Origin of the sequence: Nitratireductor soli (assembly GCF_001050155.1) — a bacterium.
Lineage (GTDB): Bacteria > Pseudomonadota > Alphaproteobacteria > Rhizobiales > Rhizobiaceae > Nitratireductor > Nitratireductor soli.
In genome coordinates this window covers 1-19,587 of the sequence record NZ_LFVY01000030.1, presented here as the reverse complement: position 1 = coordinate 19,587, position 19,587 = coordinate 1, and the positions used below count along the sequence as shown (strand labels likewise).

Sequence of the window (19,587 nt, the reverse complement as noted above, 5' to 3'; positions counted from 1 at the left end):
TCGGGAACATCTCAGGGGAGCAGGTCAGAACCAATATATCGCCAAACGGCAACTTGCGCCGCGATACACCATTGAAGATGTGCTCGCGCTGAGCAAATTTGGCAAGCAAGGCAAGTCTGGGTTTGAACCGAATCTTGCTTGTGTCCTGCTATTTGCCAAAGACCCGCGAGTGGTCATTCCGGGCGCATATATTCGGGTGCTTCGGTATGATGGTGTCGAGGAGCGCTTTGGCCGAAACCTCAATTCGGTATCCGATCGCATGTTTGAAGGCCCTCTGCCGAAGCAATTGGTTGATGCCGAGTTGTTTATCGAAACGCAGATCAGAAACTTCACTAGGCTCGGCAAGGACGGTCGCTTCGCAACCAACCCAGAGTACCCAAAAGAGGTTTGGCTTGAGGCGGTTGTGAACGCCGTCGTCCACCGCTCCTATAATCTTCGGCAGATGAACATCTTCGTGAAGATGTTTGAGGACAAGATTGTTGTGGAGTCTCCGGGCTCATTTATGCCGCCGACCACAGAGAACACGGTCTATGACGCACACAATCCCCGTAACCCGAATCTTATGTGGGGACTCTATTACTTCGACTTCGTACAGTGCGCGTTTGAAGGGACACGCCGCATGCGCGAGAGCATGCGGGAGGCGAGTTTGCCGGACCCAAAGTTTGTGCAAAAGCAGATTGGCACGTTCAGGGTAACTGTAACGCTCGAAAATGATGTGCAGCACCGAAAGTTATTTGTTCGCTCCGAGGCGGCAGCGGCAATCAACCCGGAAGTGTATGACTCGCTTACCGAAAGCGAAAAAATGATAGTCAACTATCTCGCGGAGCGCGTTCGGGTGAACGTAACCGACGCAGGATTGGTAATCGGCAAAGACTGGCGTGATACGAAGATCGCTCTTGATGGCTTGGAAATTAAAGGCGTTATAGCGCGCTCACCTGGAAAACCGCGTAGTAGACACCGCTTTTACTACCTCAAGCAAACAGCCAAACTTGCTTCAAGGGGATAATTCTCTGTCAAAGCTCTGATCGAGTATCCGAACACTCACTGAAAATCAAACGCCGACAACCCCGTCACCATCTCGTCCAGCCCCAATGGCCGCGTCACCGGCGGCTCAGCCCGCGCGAGACAGCCGGCGCGTTCGCACAGGCGGCAGGCGGGGCCGACGGGGGTCAGCGCATGGGTCGGCGCGGCGCCCGCCTTGCCCGGCGCGCCGGGGAGGGCCGCGCCATAGACGACGCTGTCGCGGAAGCCGAGGTCGCAGCCGATGAGCAGCGCCGTGCGACGCGGGCGCTCGGCAAACGCCCCCTGCGGCCCTTCCAGCGTGCGGGCGACGGTGAGGAACTCGGCGCCGTCGGGCATCTCAACGGCCTCGACCAGGATCTGCCCCGGCTGGGCGAAGGCGGCATGCACGGCGAGCTTTGGACAGCCGCCGCCGAAGCGGCTTTGCGGAAAGCCCTGCGTGCCGGCCTTGCGAAAGCGGTTGCCCGCATTGTCCACCTCGAGCATGAAGAAGGGCACGCCCGCCGCACCCGCGCGGCCGAGCGTCGTCAGCCGGTTGGCCGCCTGCTCGAAGGAGACGCCGAAGCGCGATTTCAACACGTCGATGTCGTAGCGCGCCCGCTCGGCCGCCGACAGGAACGGCTGATAGGGCATCATCAGCGCGTGCGCCGCATAGCGGCCAAGCTCGAAGCGGGCCAGCCGCCGCGCCTCGTTGCCGGAAAGTTTCAGCGCCTCGATCTCGCCGGCCACCGCCACCGCCATGCGCAGCAGGCACGCCTCCATGGCGATCTCGCGCAGCTGGTCGGCGGGCGACAGGCGCTCGGAGATGAACAGGCGCTGCGAATGCCGGTCGTAGCGGCGGCGCCAATTGGGCATGGCCGAGACCGGCAGGACGCGCACGACGATGCCGTGCTCGCGCTTCAGCCACGCCTTGATGGCGCCGGCCAGCTCGTCGCCCGGCTCCAGCAGCTTGTGGAAGGCGTCCGCCTCCTCCTCTATTACCGCGAAATGATTGGCGCGGCGCTCGAAGGTCTCGCGCACCTCGTCGATCGGCAGGCGGGCGGCCGAGATGGCCGTCGCGCGGCCCTCGCGCGCCAGCATCTCCGAAAGGTCCGACATGCGGTCGGCCTGCTCGCGATAGGCGCGGTAGAGCTTGACCAGGGCTGCCGCCGCATTGGGCGCCGCCTCCGCCACATCGACCAGCTCCTGCTCGCCCGGCAGTTCGCCGGCAAGCAGCGGGTCGGCAAACACCTCGCGCAGCGCTGCCAGCGAAAGCCCCGCCTCGCCCTGCAATTCGTCCGGATCGACCTTGTAGACCGAGGCGAGTTTTAGGATCAGCGGCACGGTCAGCGGGCGCTGGTTGCGCTCGATCAGGTTCAGGTAGGAGGGCGAGATGCCCAGCCCCTCGGCCATCGCCGTCTGGGTCAGCCCCTTGGCGTTGCGCACCCGCCTGATGCGCGCGCCGGCGAAAATCTTCTGATTGGCCACAATCGGACCCTCACGCCATCTATCGGTCAACAGCCTTGGAGATCGGATGTGCGCGTTCGATGCGCTTTCGACGCTCCGGCATGGATCCTCGGGTCAAGCCCGAGGATGACGAAGGTGAAGTGTATCTGTCTCAATCGCCGGCTTCGAAGATTGACCGCAACCTCTCCCCGTTCGTCATCCTCGGGCTTGACCCGAGGATCCATGCCTGAACGCTTCCACGCCGCGCGCACCCAACGCCGCTTTACACATCTTTACAAAACGACCGGCAAAAATCCAGCCCATGCGCTTTTACATTCTTTACTGATTTACAGATTTTCTATGTCAAGATCCAGACATCCTGACATGATTTTTTCCCCGTAATCGCTGAATTCCCTGCGATTTCGCTGCGGCGCAATGTAAACCTTGTAACGAGAAAGGGGCGCATATTCACCTCGCGCTCCCGCCCCAGAACAACACCAGTTTCCGCACGGAGGTCACAATGACGGATTTTTACAACCTCGTTCCCAGCGCAGCAGAAGGTCGCTTCGACGGCATCGAGCGTCCCTACAGCCCCGCCGACGTCGAGAGGCTGCGCGGCTCGGTCGCCATCCGCCACACGCTGGCCGAGGAAGGCGCCAACCGCCTGTGGAAGCTCATCCATGAGGAGGATTTCGTCAACGCGCTCGGCGCGCTTTCGGGCAACCAGGCGATGCAGCAGGTGCGCGCCGGGCTGAAGGCCATCTATCTGTCCGGCTGGCAGGTGGCGGCGGATGCCAACACGGCCTCGGCCATGTATCCCGACCAGTCGCTTTATCCGGCCAATGCCGGCCCCGAACTGGCAAAACGCATCAACCGCACCCTGCAGCGCGCCGACCAGATCGAGACGGCGGAAGGCAAGGGTCTGTCGGTCGACACATGGTTCGCGCCGATCGTCGCCGATGCGGAGGCCGGTTTCGGCGGCCCGCTCAACGCCTTCGAATTGATGAAGGCCTATATCGAGGCGGGGGCGGCCGGCGTCCATTTCGAGGATCAGCTGGCGTCGGAAAAGAAGTGCGGCCATCTGGGCGGCAAGGTGCTGATCCCGACCGCGGCGCATATCCGCAATTTGAACGCCGCGCGGCTTGCCGCCGATGTGATGGGCGTGCCGTCGCTGGTCATCTGCCGGACGGACGCGGAAGCGGCCAAGCTGCTCACCTCCGACATCGACGAGCGCGACCGGCCGTTCGTCGATTACGATGCCGGGCGCACGGTCGAGGGCTTCTACCAGGTGAAGAACGGGCTCGAGCCGTGCATTGCCCGCGCCGTCGCCTACGCGCCGCATGCCGATCTCATCTGGTGCGAGACGTCGAAGCCCGATCTCGACCAGGCGCGCCGCTTCGCCGAGGGCGTCCACAAGCATCATCCGGGCAAGCTGCTCGCCTATAATTGCTCGCCCTCGTTCAACTGGAAGAAGAATCTGGACGACGCGACCATCGCCAGGTTCCAGCGCGAGCTGGGCGCCATGGGCTACAAGTTCCAGTTCATCACGCTGGCCGGCTTCCACCAGCTCAATTACGGCATGTTCGAATTGGCGCGCGGCTACAAGGACCGGCAGATGGCGGCCTATTCGGAGTTGCAGGAGGCCGAGTTCGCCGCCGAAGCGAACGGCTACACCGCCACCAAGCACCAGCGCGAGGTCGGCACCGGCTATTTCGACGCCGTGTCGATGGCGATCACCGGCGGCCAGTCCTCGACCACCGCGATGAGCGAATCCACCGAGCACGACCAGTTCCGCCCGGCGGCGGAATAAGCAGGGCACACGCCCGGAAAGGAGAACGGATATGACACCGAAGACCCGCGTCAAGGAGCGCGCAGAAGAACAGTCGAGCGCCATGAGCGTCGACCAGCAGGCGATCATCCGCATGGTGGCCAATGATCTCCACCGCCTCAATCAGTCGGTGATGAAAGCGGTCGATTCGGGTGTCTCGGTCGAGCTCGTGCGCTCGGCGCGCCACCATGGCGGCGCCGGCAATTGGGGCGACCTTCTGGTGCCGGTCATCGTCACGAACAGGCTCGCCAGTTCCTGAACCAACAGCACGGCCTCCAGCCGAACGCCCGCGCGGTGGACCGCGCGGGCGTTTCATTATTGCGGGAACGTCACACTTCGGGACAGAAAAAATCAATAAAAGACTATGCAAATTCAATTGAAACGAGTGCAAAACGCGATTGCGCAGAATTCCCTCCCGGAATCCCCGCTATTCCGCTGTTTCTGACTCTTTTGTAACTTGACTTTTAGTCGTCCATTAAGAGTATGAGGTCAGATTACTCAACCGGGCATTGAAATCTGATCCTCTTAATTTCGGGCGGCTTAGCGATGACGAACATTCCTGCTTCCGGTGGAACAATAGTCGTGGAATACGGTTCCATGCCGGAAGAGTGCAGCGCCGACCTGTCCCAGGTTCTTGTCGTCGCGGCGTCGCCGATCAACCGCATCGTCCTGTCGCGCATCGCCCAGCGCGCCTGCCTGAAAGCCAGTGCGATGGAGCCAGGCGAGGCCACCCGCGCATTGACCGCGCCAGCGCGCGACAAGAGCCCGGGCATGGTGATCGTCGATGTCGATGCCAACACCTGCACCAATGGCGCATTGATCGATTGGCTGAGCGAGCAGCGCAGCGCCTCTCCGCGCCGATTGCCGCTGGTCATCGCCATCATCTCCACCTTCGAGGCCGGCAGCCTGCCGGCCATGCTGTTCGACGCAACCGTGGTTCGTCCGGTGACCCCCGAAACGCTGCAGCCCGTTATCGAACGGTTGATCGCCGGCGCCAAGGCATAGCTGGGCCTTTCCTTCCTTCGCGTGGCCCGTCTATACTCCGGCATCCGAAACAATCCCTGGTGATTGATGCCCGACAGGAAGAAGCTGACCCGTCCCGCCGGTCGCGGCAACGTGGTGCGCGCGCCGGCGTTTCTCAAGAATCTGCGCGGCGTGAAGGACTGGAAGCAGGCGACGTCCTGGCTCGAATGGCGCGGCATCGAGGACATCGAATGCATCACGCCCGACCAGGCGGGCGTGGCGCGCGGCAAGATGATGCCGTCGAAGAAATTCACCTCCAACACATCGCTGGCGCTTCCCTCCGCCGTCTTCATGACAACGATCTCGGGCGAGTATCCCGAAAGCGGCAACGGCTTCGTTTATCCGGAGGACGACGGCGATTTGAAACTGCTGCCGGACCTGTCGACGCTGACGTCCGTTCCGTGGGAGAGCGACCCGACGGCGCAGGTGATCTGCGACCTGGTGCATCAGGATGGCCGCGCGGTCGCGTTCAGCCCGCGCAACCTGCTCAAGCATGTCGTCGATGAATACGCCAGGCATGGGCTGAAACCCATCGTCGCGCCGGAAATCGAGTTCTACCTGGTGCACAAGAACCCCGATCCTGACTATCCACTGACCCCACCGGTCGGCCGGTCGGGCCGGCCCATTGGTGGCGGCCAGGGCTATTCCATCGCCGGCGTCAACGAGTTCGACGAGCTGATTGACGACATCTACCATTACTCCGAGGCCCAGGGCCTGGAGATCGACACGCTGATCCACGAGGAAGGCGCCGGCCAGCTCGAAATCAATCTGCGCCATGGCGACCCGGTGGAACTGGCCGACCAGGTGTTCATGTTCAAGCGGACGATCCGCGAGGCGGCGCTCAACCACGACACCTACGCCACCTTCATGGCCAAGCCGATCCAGGGCCAGCCGGGCTCGGCCATGCACATTCACCAGTCCGTCGTGTCGCTGAAGAAGGGCGACAACGTCTTTTCCGACGCGCAGGGCGAGGAAACCGATGTGTTCCGCCATTTCATCGGCGGGCTGCAGCGGCACATTCCAAGCGCGCTGATCATGCTGGCGCCCTATGTGAACTCCTACCGCCGGCTGACCCAGGGCACGTCCGTGCCGGTCAACACGCGCTGGGGCTACGACAACCGGACGACGGCCTTCCGCGTGCCGCGTTCCGACCCGGCCTCGCGGCGTGTCGAAAACCGTATCCCCTCGTCAGACGCCAATCCCTATCTGGCGCTCGCCGCTTCGCTGGCCTGCGGGCTGATCGGAATTCTGGAGAAGAGAAAGCCCGACGCACCGGCCGGCACGGCGGTCAATCAGGACGAGATCGAACTGCCGCGCGGCCTGCTGGAGGCCGTCGCCCTGTTCGAGAGCGACGAGGCTTTGACGCGGATCCTCGGCGCGCCCTTCATCTCCACCTTCGCAGCGATCAAGCGCGCCGAGTTCGAGACCTTCATGCAGGTCATCAGCCCGTGGGAGAGGGAATATCTGCTTTTGAACGTGTGAATGGTAGGGGAATGCGCGTGATGTGCCGTTGCAACGGTATCTCTCAGCTTCCTCGCCGGAAAGCAGCAGAGAAATCCTGATGTCCATCCACCAATCTCCTATCTCTCCCGGTCTGTCCTGGTATGAAGCGACCGTCGGCCCGCGAGCCGAATACGCGCCGCTGGATGGCGATCTCACCGTAGATGTGGCCATTGTCGGCGGCGGCTTCACCGGGCTTTCGGCGGCGGCGCATCTGGCCAGGACCGGCGTCAACGTTGCAGTGATCGAGGCGCATCGCTTCGGCGACGGCGCTTCCGGGCGCAATGGCGGCCAGCTCGGCACCGGTCAGCGGGCCTGGGCCGAGGAACTGGAGGAAGAACTCGGCTTCACCCGCGCCAAGGCGCTGTTCGATCTTGCCGAGGAAGCGAAGGCGCACCTCATCGATTTCGCCGCCATCAACGGCATCGAGATCGACTACCGGCCGGGCCAGATGTCGGTGGTGCACAAGAAGCGCTATCTCGACGATTACCGCCGTCATGCCGGGATCATGCGCGAGCGGTTCGCCTATCCGCATCTCAGCTTCATGGACGCTGACGAGACCGCGCAACGGCTCGGCTCCGACCGCTATTTCGGCGGCGTGCGCGATACGGGCACCGGTCACATCCACCCGCTGAAGCTGGTCATGGGCACGGCGCGCGTCGCCGGCGAGGCCGGCGCGCTTCTGTTCGAGAATACCAGGGCGACAGGCATCGCATCGCAGGGTGGCCGGGTGCGCATCGCCACCGCGCGTGGCACGATCACCGCACAAAAATGCCTGGTCGCCACGAATGCCTATGGCGGCGGGCTGGAACCGACAAGCGCCGCACATGTCATGCCGATCGGCTCGTTCATCGGCGCCACCCAGCCGCTGGGCGAAGACAGCCCGGTCTTGCCGGGCGGCGAGGCAGTCGATGATTCCCGCTTCGTCGTGCGCTATTTCCGCAAATCGCCAGATGGGCGATTGCTGTTCGGCGGGCGTGAAATCTATGCGCCCGGCGAGGACCAGGCGATCGAGACGCATATCCGCCGGCAGATCGTCGAGCTTTATCCCTCATTGAAGGATGTCGAAATCACCCATGCCTGGGGCGGCTATGTCGGCATCACGATGCCGAGAAAACCTTTCGTGCGTGAGGTGATGCCCAATGTCATCGCCGCCGCCGGCTATTCCGGCCATGGGGTGATGCTGGCGAATTTCATCGGCAAGCTCTATGCGGAAACCGTGAACGGCAATCGCGACCGGCTGAAGCTGTTCGAGGAGTTGAAGATACCGCCCTTCCCCGGCGGCCGGCTCCTGCGCCCGGCGCTGATGTTCCTGGCGCTCAACTGGTATGCGCTGCGCGACCGGATCTAACCTGTCGGCACAAAAACCGGAATCGGCTCACGCAAAGCGCCGTGCGCTCATTCAACCAGCTTCAGCGCTGTCTTCCATATAGCGTCGCGCGATCGCCGTGATGTTGTCGTCGGAGAAGCCCTCGGCGATCGCCGCGGCGTAGATGGCCCGCATCGCCTCGGCGGAAGGCACAGGCGCGGCCGCCGCCTCCGCGGAGCGACACAGCAGGCCGAAATCCTTGTGGACCAGATCGATCGGAAATTGCGGCGCCCATTGGCCCGCGAGCATCGCGTTCGCGCCGGCAAGCGTGGCCGGGCTGCAGACCGGCGTTTCACCGATGATCGATATCAGTTGGTTTGCATCCAAGCCTGCCTTCTGCGCGAAGCCGATCAACTCGGCCATGACCGCGAGTTGAGAGGCAAAAAGCCCGTTGACCATCAGTTTCAAGGCGCAGCCAGCGCCCTGTTCGCCGGCGCGGTGCAAGGCGCCGCCCATCGCCGCCAGCAGCGGCCTGACGGTTTCGAAGCTTGCGCTTGACCCGCCGACGAGAAAGCGGAGCGCGCCGGCTTCGGCCTGCGGTCGCGACCCGACGACGGGAGCGTCGATGAAATCGATGCCCCGGGCCCCTGCCGTCGCCGCCAGCTCCCGTGTCCATGGCAGGCTCAAGGTCGAACACTCGACGGCGAACGCACCCTTCTCCATGGCTGCCAGCGCGCCCTGTTTCTCATCCGTCCACACCACCCGTGACGCCGCATCGTCGCGCAGCATGGCGAAGACGATAGAGGCTCCGGCAACCGCCTCGCCCGGCGTAGCGGCAACCCGCGCGCCACGCGCCGAAAGCGGGGCGGCCCGTTCAGGCGTGCGGTTCCAGACGCTCGGTCTGTGGCCGGCGTCCAGAAGCCGCTCGACCATCCGCCCACCCATCGCGCCCAGGCCGAGAAAGCCGATCTTTTCCATCACGGCGCCTTGCCATTGCCGCCGGCATGAATCGGGTCCACGGCCTCGGCGACAGGCGCGACCCAGTTCAACGCGGGATCGCTCATGAAGTCTTCCTTCGGCGTGTGGGTCAGATGGTTCACATAGTTGGACAGCGTCTTGGTGGCGATGATCATCACCAGTTCGAGCAGGTTTGCCCTGGTGAAACCTGCCGCCAGGAAATCTTCGACGCGCGCATCGCCTGCCTGCCCGCGCTTGCGCACGACCGTTTCGGTGAAGTCGCGCAAGTTCTGGAGCCGCCGGTCGGCGATCTGCACGCCTTCACGCACCGCTCGGATAACCGCCTCGTCCAGCCCCGCCTGCCTGGCGAGGTAGGTGTGCCCAGCAACGCAGTACTCGCAGCCGTGAAAGGCGCTCACGGCGAGAAACACCAATTGCCGTTCGTCGAGCGGCAAGGGCGCGCGCCCGGCCAGAGAGAACAAGGCTTCATAGGCATCCAGCGCGACCGGGGATTCGGCGAGAATGCCATGCAGCTTCGGCACGAAACTCCAGGCTTCGACCACCGTCTTCAAGGTGCCGCGTGCGCCTGCCGGCGCCGATTCCAATGTGTGAGGGGCGAATGTGAGCATGACCCTGTCCTTCGCGATTGGTGGGAATTTGCCCTGAGGCATAGCGAGAGACTATTCCGGATCAATTTGCCGACACAGGCTTTGCATCGCACAAGACTAATGCATAAAGTGCGTTAATGGACCTCAATCTGCTTAAGCTCTTTGCCGACGTTGCCGCAGTCGGCTCGTTTGCAGCCGTGGCGCGAACCCGCGCGATGGATCCCTCCCTGGTTTCGCGGGGGATCGCCTCGCTCGAGCGCGAAGTCGGCGCGCGGCTCTTTCTCAGAACCACCCGGCGCGTGACGCTGAGCGAGGCGGGCGAAGCGTTCCTCGCCCGCATAGCGCCGCTGACCGAAGAGCTGGAACGCGCGGTCGCCGAAGCAGCCGATGCCCGCGTGCAACCGAAGGGCACGCTGCGCCTGACCGCCTCGGTGACTTTCGGACAAACGCGGATCGTCCCGCTGCTGCCGGCTTTCCGGCGGCGCTATCCCGACCTGTCGCTCGAATGCATCTTCACCGACAGCAATCTGGATCTCGTTGCCGAACGCATCGACCTGGCCGTGCGGCTGGCACCGGCCATCGGCGGCGACCTGATCGCCGTCAAGCTGGTCGATACGCACTACCGCGTGGTGGCGGCGCCGGACTATCTGGAACGCGCGCCATCGCTGGCAAAGCTCGAGGACCTGTCGGCGCATTCCTGCCTGCTTTTCAATCTGCGGGCCTATCGCTCGCGCTGGCGGTTTCGCGACGGGCATGGCGATGTCGTGGAGGTGCCGATCCGCGGCGACATCACGCTCTCTCCGGCCGGCAGCGTGCGCGACGCCGCGCTTTCCGGCCTGGGACCGGCCCTCCTGCCCGACTGGCTTGTCGACGGCGACATTGCGGCGGGTCGCCTGATGCGGCTCTTTCCCGAGCATGAAGCGACGGCGACCACCTTCGAGACCGCCGCTTTCCTGATCTATCCGAGCCGCTCTTTCCTGCCGCGCAAGGTGCGGGTCATGATCGATTTTCTGCAGCAGTCCTTCAAGGACGCTTAAAGGGGCCAGAAGAACAGGATCGCCGGCACGGACACGGCGATGATGAGGATTTCGAGCGGCAGTCCCATGCGCCAGTAATCGCCGAAGCGATAGCCGCCGGGACCCATGATGATGGTGTTGTTCTTGTGGCCGATGGGCGTCAGGAAGGCGCAGGAGGCGGCGACGGCAACGGCCATCAGGAACGGGTCGGGAGAGACCTCCAGCCCTTGCGCGATGGACAATCCCACCGGGGCGGCGATCAGCGCCGTCGCCACATTGTTCAGGAAGTCCGACAGCGTCATGGTGACGATCATCAGGATCGTCAGGATCGCCCAGGCGGGCAGAGCGTCGGTCAGCGACAGGATCTGGTCGGCGATCAGCTTGGTGCCGCCGGTTTCCTCCAGCGCCAGGCCGAGCGGAATGAGCGACGCCAGGAGCACGATGACCGGCCACTCGACCGATTCATAGACCTCGCGGGCGCTGACCACGTTGAACAGCGCGTATAGGGCGACAGCCCCGGCGAGCGCCACGGCAAGCGGCACGAGGCCCATGACGGAGGTTGTCACGGCGGCGGCGAAAACCCCGACGGCGAACAGCGCCTTGCCGCGCTGGATCACGGTGTGGCTCTTCTCGGCGATCGGCAGGATGCCCAGCCAGTCGGCCGCATCCATCACACGGCTTTCCGGCCCCAGAAGCAGCACCACGTCGCCGGGCTTGATGGCCAATTTGCGCACCCGCTCGCGGAACCGCCTGCCCTGGCGCGAGACGCCGAGCAACGTCACGCCGCGCCGGTAGAGCAGCCGGAGGTCGAGCGCCGTGCGGCCGACCATCCGTGCGCCGTCCGGCACGATCGCCTCGACCAGAAGCAGCGACTGGCCGCGGATGCCGCCATGGTCCGCAGTCCCCGGCGCATCGAGCCCGGCCGCGCCGATGAAGGCCTCGATCGATTTCGGATCGCCCTCGAGGATCAGATGATCGCTCTTGCGCACCTCCTCGCTCGCGGCAAAGCCCGGCAGGCGCTTGCCGCGCCGCACCAGGCCGAGAATGGTGACGTCGTGCTCGTCGGCCAGCGGATAGAGTTCATTGACCGGCTTGCCGATGGCTTTCGACTTGTCCTTCACACCCGTTTCGGCGACGAACAGGCCAGCGTCCTCGCCTTCGCCAAGGGCCGCCTGGCCCGTGTCGGGAATAAGGCGCCAGCCTAAGAAGGCGACGAAGACAATGCCCACCGCCGCGCAAACCAGGCCGACCGGGGAAAAGTCGAACATCGAGAAAGGCTCGCCCAGCGCCCGGTCGCGAAACTCGGCGATGACGATGTTGGGCGGCGTGCCGATCAACGTGATCATGCCGCCGAGGATGGTGGCGAAGGAGAGTGGCATCAGCGAGCGGGAGACCGGCCGCTTGGCCTTCCGCGCCGCCTCGATGTCCAGCGTCATCAGCATGACCAGTGCGGCGACGTTGTTGATGACGGCGGAGAGCCCGGCGCCGATGACCGACATGAAGCCGATATGCGTCGACAGCGAGCGTCCCGATGACAGAACGAAGCGGGCGATCAGTTCCACCGCGCCGGCATTCATCATGGCGCGTGAGACGATCAGCACCAGGGCGATGATGACCACGGCCTCGTGGCCAAAGCCGATGAAGGCGTCATGCGCTTCGACCACGCCGGCGACCACGGCGATGATCAGGGCGGCGAAAGCGACAAGATCATAGCGGATTCGACCCCAGACCAGAAACGCGAACACAACCCCGAGAAGACAAAAAAGGAAAATCTGCTCATAGGTCATGCGGTCGTGTCCCTCTCTTGAACCCGCCGGCTCTCGCGTTGAGCCGTCTGTCTAAATTGGGCAATTCCGGGAGAGCCGCCGGGTTCCTTCGGCTCCGGAATTGTTTCGAAGCAGGATCGGTAAGGGCGGTCAGATGCAGCGTCCGCCATCCACTTCCAGCGCCACGCCGGTGATGAACTCCGCTTCGCTGGAGGCGAGCCAGAGCGCCGCATTGGCGATGTCGAGCGGCGTCGACAGGCGGCCGAGCGGGATCGAGGCGCGGAACTGGGCGCGCTTTTCCGGCGTGTCTTCGCCCATGAACTGGCCGAGCATGCCGGTCTCGCCGGCCACCGGGCACAGGCAATTGACGCGAATGTTCTTCGGCGCGAGCTCGACGGCCATGGATTTGGTCGCCGTGATCGCCCAGCCCTTCGAGGCATTGTACCAGGTGAGACCCGGGCGCGGCCTCAGCCCGGCCGTCGAGGCGGTGGTGATGATCGAGCCGCCGCCCTGCTTTTCCATGATCGGCACGACGGCGAGCGCGGCGTGATAGATCGCCTTCATGTTGACCGCCGTGATGAGATCGAAGGTTTCCTCATCGACCTCCAGCATGTCGCCATTGCGGTGCGTGTAACCGGCATTGTTGACCATGATGTCGAGGCGGCCATGCGCCTGCATCGCCGCTTCGACCATGGCATCGACATCGGCCTTCATCGAGACATCGGCGGTCACCGGCAAGGCGGCCTCGCCGATTTCGGCGGCGATGCGCGCAGCCCCCTTCGCGTTCAGATCGGCGACGATGATTTTCGCGCCTTCCTCGGCGAAGCGCTTCGCCATTCCCGCGCCAAAACCGGACGCCGCGCCGGTGATGACGGCGACCTTGCCTTCAAGTCGAGCCATTCTTGAATTTCCTGTTAGCCGTGATTGAATACGATGGTTTTCGTGGCGGACATGTCGAACAGGGCTTCAAAGCCCTTCTCGCGTCCATGGCCGGATTTCTTGAACCCGCCAAATGGCAATTCTATGCCGCCGCCGGCGCCATAGCCATTGACGAAGACCTGGCCGGCGCGCACGCGCTTGGCGACGCGGTGCTGGCGGGCGCCGTCGCGCGTCCACACGCCGGCCACCAGGCCGAATTCCGTGCCGTTGGCGAGGCGAATTGCATCGGCCTCGTCGGTGAAGGGCAGAAGCGCCAGGACCGGGCCGAACACCTCGTCCTGCGCCAGCGCCGCATTGGGATCGACAGCGCCGAACAAGACCGGCGGATGATAATAGCCGCCCTCAGGCGCATCGGCATGCACGCTGCCTCGCGCCAGAAGCGGGATGCCCGCCTCCTCAGCCGCCTGGACAAAGCCGGCGACGCGGTCGCGCTGCGCCCGGTTGATCAACGGGCCGATGTCGAGATCGGCGTCATGCGGGCCGGCGACCAGCTTCGAGAAACGTTCGGCCAATCCGGCCGCCACCTGTTCATAGGCCGGCTTCTCGATCAGGACGCGGCTGCCCGCCGAGCAGGTCTGCCCGCCATTCTGGATGATCGCATTGACGAGGACGGGCAGTGCCGCCTCGATATCGGCGTCGGCGAAGACGATCTGCGGTGACTTGCCGCCAAGCTCCATCGTCACGCCGCGATTGTTGACGGCGGCGGCCTGCTGGATCGCCGTGCCGGTCATCGGCGAGCCGGTGAAGGTGACGTAGTCGACCAGCGGATGCGCCGAAAGCGCGGCGCCCGCCGTGCGGCCATAGCCGGTGACGACGTTGAACACGCCTGCGGGAACGCCCGCCTCCAGCGCCAGTTCGGCGATGCGCAGCGTCGTCAGCGAGGCGTCCTCGGCCGGCTTGATGACCAGCGTGTTGCCCATGGCGAGCGCGGCGCCGACGACGCGCGCCAGAATCTGCAGCGGATAGTTCCACGGCGTGATGCCGACAACGACGCCATGCGGCTCGCGCAGCGTCAGCGCCGTGTAGCCGTCGAGGAACGGGATCGTGTCGCCGTGAATCTTGTCGGCCGCCCCGCCGTAGAACTCGTAATAGCGCATGGTGGCGGTGACATCCGCCTTGCCCTGGCGGATCGGCTTGCCGGTGTCGCGCGATTCCAGCGCGGCGAGTTCCTCGCCATTCTTCTCGACCAGTTGGAACAGGCGCGTCAGGCAGCGGCCGCGCTCGACAGCCGGCATGCGGCTCCACGGTCCCTCGTCGAAAGCGCGCCGCGCGGCCTTCACCGCCAGATCCACATCGGCGGCGTTCGCCGAGGGGATCGAGGCAAAAACCTTGCCGTCCGACGGCGATGCCACGTCAATGCGCTCGCCCGAAAGCGAATCGACCGAGCGCCCGTCAATGAACTGCATGAAAGCGCGGCCCTCGGCCACGCTGCGCGAAAAATGGGTGCCCATTCCCTGCCGCTCCGGTTTGTATTCTGTGCGTGCGAGCTTATGCTCTCGGATAGAGCCATGGGAAACCCTCCATGCATCGCCCTGTCAAGGCACAAATGCCGATGCGGCATTGGCGCAGCCGCCTTTGCGGCATGGCGCAGCCGCCGCCTCCATCATTCGGAAGCATTCCCATCTGGCTTTCTTAAATCGATTAGACTATAGGATCGGCAGACAGCATTCGAGGCAAGCGGAGCGACGATGACCAGCCAGACAATTCCGGTCGAGCCCTTTGATCTTGTGGTGTTCGGCGCCACGGGAGACCTCTCCGAGCGCAAGCTGCTGCCGGCGCTCTACCAGCGCCAGCGCGCCGGTCAGTTCAGTGGCCCGACGCGCATCATCGGCTCATCACGGACGAAACTTTCCGGAGAGGAGTTCCGCACCTTCGCCGAAAAGGCGATCCGCGAACATGTTGCCAAGGGCGACATCGAACCGGACGAGCTGGACCATTTCCTGGCCCGCCTGTCCTATGTGCCGGCCGACGCCAAATCCGGTGACGGCTTCGCCGACCTGAAAACGGAGATCGGCGACAGCGACAGCGTGCGCGCCTTCTACATGGCCGTCGCGCCGGGCCTGTTCGACGACATCGTCGAGCAGATCGCCAAGCACGACCTGTCGAACGACACGGCGCGGGTGATCGTCGAGAAGCCGATAGGCCGTTCGCTCTCCTCGGCGAAGGAATTGAACGACGCCATCGGCCGGGTGTTCGCCGAGCAGAACGTCTTCCGCATCGACCACTATCTGGGCAAGGAAACGGTGCAGAACCTGATGGCGCTGCGCTTCGCCAACGCGCTGTACGAGCCGTTGTGGAACTCGGCGCATATCGACCATGTGCAGATCACGGTGGCCGAATCCGTCGGGCTGGAAGGCCGCGCCGGCTATTACGACAAGGCCGGCGCGCTGCGCGACATGGTGCAGAACCACATGCTGCAGCTCCTCTGCCTGGTCGCCATGGAGGCGCCGGCCTCGATGGACGCCGACACGGTGCGCGACGAAAAGCTGAAGGTGTTGCGGGCGCTGAAACCGGTCGACGCGGCCCACGCGGAGAAGATCACCGTGCGCGGGCAATATCGCGCCGGCGCCTCGAATGGCGGTGCGGTCAAGGGCTACGCGCAGGAGCTCGACAGCGGCGCCAGCGACACGGAAACCTTCGTCGCCATCAAGGCGGAGATCGAGAACTGGCGCTGGGCCGGCGTGCCGTTGTACCTGCGCACCGGCAAGCGGCTGGCCGAGCGCGTCTCGGAAATCGTCATCGAGTTCAAGCCGATCCCGCATTCGATCTTCGGCGAAGGCGCCGGCAAGGTGTTCGCCAACCAGCTCGTCATCCGCCTGCAGCCCGACGAGGGCGTCAAGCAGTGGATCATGATCAAGGATCCCGGCCCCGGCGGCATGCGGCTGCGCCATGTGCCGCTCGACATGAGCTTCGCCGAATCCTTCGACGTGCGCAATCCGGACGCCTATGAGCGGCTGATCATGGACGTCATCCGTGGCAACCAGACGCTGTTCATGCGGCGGGACGAGGTGGAAGCCGCATGGCGCTGGATCGACCCTATCCTGGCGGCCTGGGAAGAGGGCCGGCAGCCGGTGCAAGGTTACACGGCGGGCACGTGGGGACCCTCGGCCTCGATCGCCCTGATCGAGCGCGACGGGCGCACCTGGCACGAGAGCATCTGACGATGACCGATCCCGCCTGGCATGAATTCGCCTCGCCTTCCGATCTCGCCGAAGCCCTTGCCGAAGCGGTGGCGGGACAATTGCAGGCGGCCGTGGAAGCCAACGGGCGCGCCACCATCGCCGTTTCCGGCGGCCGCACGCCGGCGCTCTTCTTCGATCGGCTTTCCTGCCGCGACATTGCCTGGGACAAGGTGACCGTCACGCTGGTCGACGAGCGCTTCGTACCGAACGATTCGCCGCGCTCCAACGCGCGCCTCGTCGCCCGTCACCTTTTGCAGAACGAGGCGGCGCGGGCCGATTTCATCGGTCTCTACAGCACGGCCGAGAATGCCGAGGCAGCAGCGAAGGACGCAAGCGCCGCCCTTGCCCGCCTCGCCTGGCCGCTCGACGTGGCGGTGCTGGGCATGGGGGCCGACCTGCACACCGCCTCGTTTTTTCCCGACGCGGCCGGCATCGAGACCCTTCTGCAGGCGACGGACGGTCCGGCCGTCCTGCCCGTGCATGCGCGCAGCGCAGGCGAGCCGCGCCTGACCTTGTCCATGCAGCGCCTTGCCGCGGCGCGCCTGCTGGCGCTGCACATCGAGGGGAGAGACAAGAAAGAGACGCTGGAAGCAGCGCTGACCATGCCGCCCGGACCGGCCTCGCCCATTCGCGCCGTGCTGATGGCGGCGCACAACCCGGCCCATATCTATTGGGCTCCCTCGCACCGCTAGACCGGTTCATCGTTTCGTGGAAACGTTGCTCCGCTCCATCTCATTGTTTTCCGCATTTGTGCGGACGCCAGGTGATGCCACCTGACTGCAAAATGCTATAGACAGGACGCCATGCCATGACCGCAAGACCTGAAATCGAAGCCGTCACAGCCCGTATCCGCGAGCGCTCGCGCGCCAGCCGCGAGACCTATCTCGGCCGCCTCGACGAGGCTGCCGGACAAGCCGTCCACCGCTCCGTCCTGTCGTGCGGAAACCTGGCGCACGGCTTTGCCGCCTGCGGCCCGACCGACAAGGCGGCCCTTGCCGGCGACCGGGTGGCGAACATCGGCATCATCACCGCCTACAACGACATGCTGTCGGCGCATCAGCCCTTCGAGCCGTTTCCGAACCTGATCAAGGAGGCGGCGCGCGAAGCCGGCGGCGTGGCGCAGGTGGCGGGCGGCGTGCCGGCCATGTGCGACGGCGTCACCCAGGGCCAGCCCGGCATGGAATTGTCACTGTTTTCGCGCGACGTGATCGCCATGTCGGCGGCGATCGGCCTGTCGCACAACATGTTCGACGCCGCCGTCTATCTCGGCGTGTGCGACAAGATTGTGCCGGGCCTCGTCACCGCCGCGCTGACCTTCGGCCATCTGCCGGCGATCTTCATTCCTGCCGGCCCGATGACCTCCGGCCTGCCGAATGACGAAAAGGCGCGCATCCGCCAGCTCTACGCCGAGGGCAAGGTGGACCGCGCGGCGCTGCTCGAGGCCGAATCGAAATCCTATCATGGGCCGGGCACCTGCACCTTCTACGGCACAGCCAATTCCAACCAGATGCTGATGGAGATCATGGGCCTGCACACGCCGGGCTCCTCCTTCATCAACCCCAACACGCCGCTGCGCGACGCCTTGACGAAAGAGGCCGCCAAGCGGGCGCTGGCCATCACCGCGCTCGGCAACGATTATACACCGGCCGGCCGGATGATCGACGAACGCTCCATCGTCAACGGCGTGGTCGGCCTCAACGCCACCGGTGGTTCGACCAACCACACCATGCACCTGATCACCATGGCGGCGGCGGCCGGCATCCAATTGACCTGGAACGACATCGCCGAAATCTCCGAGCATGTGCCGCTGATCGCCCGCGTCTATCCGAACGGGCTGGCGGACGTGAACCATTTCCACGCCGCCGGCGGCATGGGCTTCCTGATCCGCGAACTGCTCGACGATGGATATCTGCACGAGGATGTGCGCACCGTCTGGGGCGAGGGCCTGCGCCCCTATGCGATCGAGGCCAAGCTTGCCGACGACGGCACGGTGGCACGCCTGCCGGCACCCGCCGCCAGCGGCGACGCAAAGGTGTTGGCCACCGCCGCCAAGCCTTTCCAGACGTCGGGCGGCCTGAAGGTTCTTTCCGGCAATCTGGGCAGGTCGATCATCAAGGTCTCGGCGGTCAAACCGGAGCACCGAGTGATCGAGGCTCCCGCTTTGATCTTCCATTCGCAGGAGGAGATGCAGGCCGCCTTCAAGGCCGGCCGGCTCGAGCGCGATTTCATCGCCGTCATCCGCTTCCAGGGGCCCAAGGCCAACGGCATGCCGGAGCTGCACAAGCTGACCCCGGCGCTCGGTGTCCTGCAGGATCGCGGCTACCGGATCGCGCTGGTCACCGACGGGCGCATGTCCGGTGCCTCCGGCAAGGTGCCGGCGGCGATCCACGTGACGCCCGAGGCGCTCGACGGCGGCATGATCGGCAAGCTGCGCGAAGGCGATCTCATGCGGCTCGATGCGGAGAAGGGCACGCTGGAGGCGCTGGTGGACGATGCGGAGCTGGCGGCGCGCGACAGCGCCGAGGCGGACCTTTCCGGAAACCAGTACGGCATGGGACGCGAGCTGTTCGCCGGCTTCCGGGCACTGGCCGGCCGGGCGGACCAGGGCGCGGCGGTGTTTTAGTTCTACAGTTGCGATTTANCCGGGCATCTCCCCCTCAAGGGGGGAGATTATCTCTTCGTCGACGTTTCGCCTGATTTTTCGAGGTCGAAGATTGGTGAAATCGGCCATGACAGCCAATCTCCCCACCTGAGGGGGAGATGCCCGGCAGGGCAGAGGGGGGCGCGAAGGGACGCCGTGGTAAATCGCAACTGCAATCTTAGAGCAAAACAACAACTGCAGAAGTAGGCTGCGTGTTCGCACCATAAGGTGGCCCATTTCACCCAGCCTCTCCAGGCTTGTTCCGCTTCCAAAACCATTTGTTCCCAAGTATGGTCGCCGCAAGATCGGCGAAAGCCGGTCCCGGGGCGTGGAAACCCCTTACACAGCGGCCGGTGTCGGCCGCAATGACACC

At 64.4% G+C, this 19,587-nt stretch carries 16 protein-coding genes; 10 read left to right on the top strand and 6 right to left on the bottom strand.

Annotated elements, in window-relative coordinates; genetic code table 11:
* Window positions 1-1,006, top strand: a 1,006-nt coding sequence (locus tag AB843_RS24395; RefSeq protein ID WP_206412966.1) for an ATP-binding protein, incomplete at its 5' end; no start/stop codon positions are given.
* Between the two features lie 35 nt (window positions 1,007-1,041).
* On the opposite strand, the gene AB843_RS24390 is transcribed toward AB843_RS24395, so the two are convergent.
* Window positions 1,042-2,487 carry a helix-turn-helix domain-containing protein gene (locus tag AB843_RS24390; RefSeq protein ID WP_048649527.1) on the bottom strand — a complete coding sequence of 482 codons (1,446 nt, stop codon included), beginning with the start codon at window positions 2,485-2,487 and terminating at the stop codon, window positions 1,042-1,044.
* A gap of 478 nt (window positions 2,488-2,965) precedes the next feature.
* Here AB843_RS24390 and aceA point away from each other — a divergent pair, with 478 nt between their 5' ends.
* From aceA to AB843_RS24365, 5 genes are all read left to right on the top strand, one after another.
* Window positions 2,966-4,255, top strand: a complete 1,290-nt coding sequence (gene aceA, locus AB843_RS24385; RefSeq protein ID WP_048649526.1) for an isocitrate lyase — start codon at window positions 2,966-2,968, stop codon at window positions 4,253-4,255.
* Between the two features lie 31 nt (window positions 4,256-4,286).
* Entirely contained in the window at window positions 4,287-4,532 is a 246-nt protein-coding gene (locus AB843_RS24380; protein ID WP_048649525.1) for an SMc00767 family acetate metabolism repressor, read from the top strand.
* 287 nt (window positions 4,533-4,819) lie between these two features.
* On the top strand, window positions 4,820-5,278 hold the full coding sequence (locus AB843_RS24375) for a hypothetical protein (protein WP_053086189.1): 459 nt from the start codon (window positions 4,820-4,822) through the stop codon (window positions 5,276-5,278).
* A 66-nt stretch (window positions 5,279-5,344) separates the two neighbouring features.
* Complete coding sequence (locus tag AB843_RS24370; RefSeq protein ID WP_048649524.1) at window positions 5,345-6,778, top strand: glutamine synthetase family protein; 1,434 nt, start codon at window positions 5,345-5,347, stop codon at window positions 6,776-6,778.
* A 79-nt stretch (window positions 6,779-6,857) separates the two neighbouring features.
* On the top strand, window positions 6,858-8,147 hold the full coding sequence (locus tag AB843_RS24365; protein WP_048649523.1) for an NAD(P)/FAD-dependent oxidoreductase: 1,290 nt from the start codon (window positions 6,858-6,860) through the stop codon (window positions 8,145-8,147).
* Window positions 8,148-8,198: 51 nt separating this feature from the next.
* Here the strand turns inward: AB843_RS24365 and AB843_RS24360 are convergent, their stop codons facing one another.
* Entirely contained in the window at window positions 8,199-9,083 is an 885-nt protein-coding gene (locus tag AB843_RS24360; RefSeq protein WP_048649522.1) for an NAD(P)-dependent oxidoreductase, read from the bottom strand.
* Window positions 9,083-9,691 (bottom strand): carboxymuconolactone decarboxylase family protein, encoded by a 609-nt coding sequence (locus AB843_RS24355; RefSeq protein ID WP_157384604.1) that lies wholly within the window; start codon window positions 9,689-9,691, stop codon window positions 9,083-9,085. The genes AB843_RS24360 and AB843_RS24355 overlap by 1 nt, the downstream gene beginning before the upstream one ends.
* A 116-nt stretch (window positions 9,692-9,807) precedes the next feature.
* On the opposite strand from AB843_RS24355, the gene AB843_RS24350 reads away from it, so the two are divergent.
* Entirely contained in the window at window positions 9,808-10,707 is a 900-nt protein-coding gene (locus AB843_RS24350; protein WP_048649520.1) for a LysR family transcriptional regulator, read from the top strand.
* On the opposite strand, the gene AB843_RS24345 is transcribed toward AB843_RS24350, so the two are convergent.
* The 3 genes from AB843_RS24345 to AB843_RS24335 all read right to left on the bottom strand — a co-directional run bounded on the left by AB843_RS24345 (window position 10,704) and on the right by AB843_RS24335 (window position 14,842).
* Window positions 10,704-12,473 carry an SLC13 family permease gene (locus AB843_RS24345; protein WP_048649519.1) on the bottom strand — a complete coding sequence of 590 codons (1,770 nt, stop codon included), beginning with the start codon at window positions 12,471-12,473 and terminating at the stop codon, window positions 10,704-10,706. The genes AB843_RS24350 and AB843_RS24345 overlap by 4 nt on opposite strands.
* Before the next feature lie 129 nt (window positions 12,474-12,602).
* On the bottom strand, window positions 12,603-13,352 hold the full coding sequence (locus AB843_RS24340; RefSeq protein ID WP_048649518.1) for an SDR family oxidoreductase: 750 nt from the start codon (window positions 13,350-13,352) through the stop codon (window positions 12,603-12,605).
* A 14-nt stretch (window positions 13,353-13,366) separates the two neighbouring features.
* Window positions 13,367-14,842, bottom strand: a complete 1,476-nt coding sequence (locus tag AB843_RS24335) for an aldehyde dehydrogenase family protein (protein ID WP_048649517.1) — start codon at window positions 14,840-14,842, stop codon at window positions 13,367-13,369.
* A 237-nt stretch (window positions 14,843-15,079) separates the two neighbouring features.
* On the opposite strand from AB843_RS24335, the gene zwf reads away from it, so the two are divergent.
* From zwf to edd, 3 genes are all read left to right on the top strand, one after another.
* Window positions 15,080-16,552 (top strand): glucose-6-phosphate dehydrogenase, encoded by a 1,473-nt coding sequence (zwf, locus tag AB843_RS24330; protein ID WP_048649516.1) that lies wholly within the window; start codon window positions 15,080-15,082, stop codon window positions 16,550-16,552.
* Window positions 16,553-16,554: 2 nt separating this feature from the next.
* Window positions 16,555-17,265 carry a 6-phosphogluconolactonase gene (gene pgl, locus AB843_RS24325; protein WP_087587182.1) on the top strand — a complete coding sequence of 237 codons (711 nt, stop codon included), beginning with the start codon at window positions 16,555-16,557 and terminating at the stop codon, window positions 17,263-17,265.
* Between the two features lie 116 nt (window positions 17,266-17,381).
* On the top strand, window positions 17,382-19,196 hold the full coding sequence (edd, locus tag AB843_RS24320) for a phosphogluconate dehydratase (protein ID WP_048649515.1): 1,815 nt from the start codon (window positions 17,382-17,384) through the stop codon (window positions 19,194-19,196).
* Window positions 19,197-19,587: the final 391 nt, after the last annotated feature.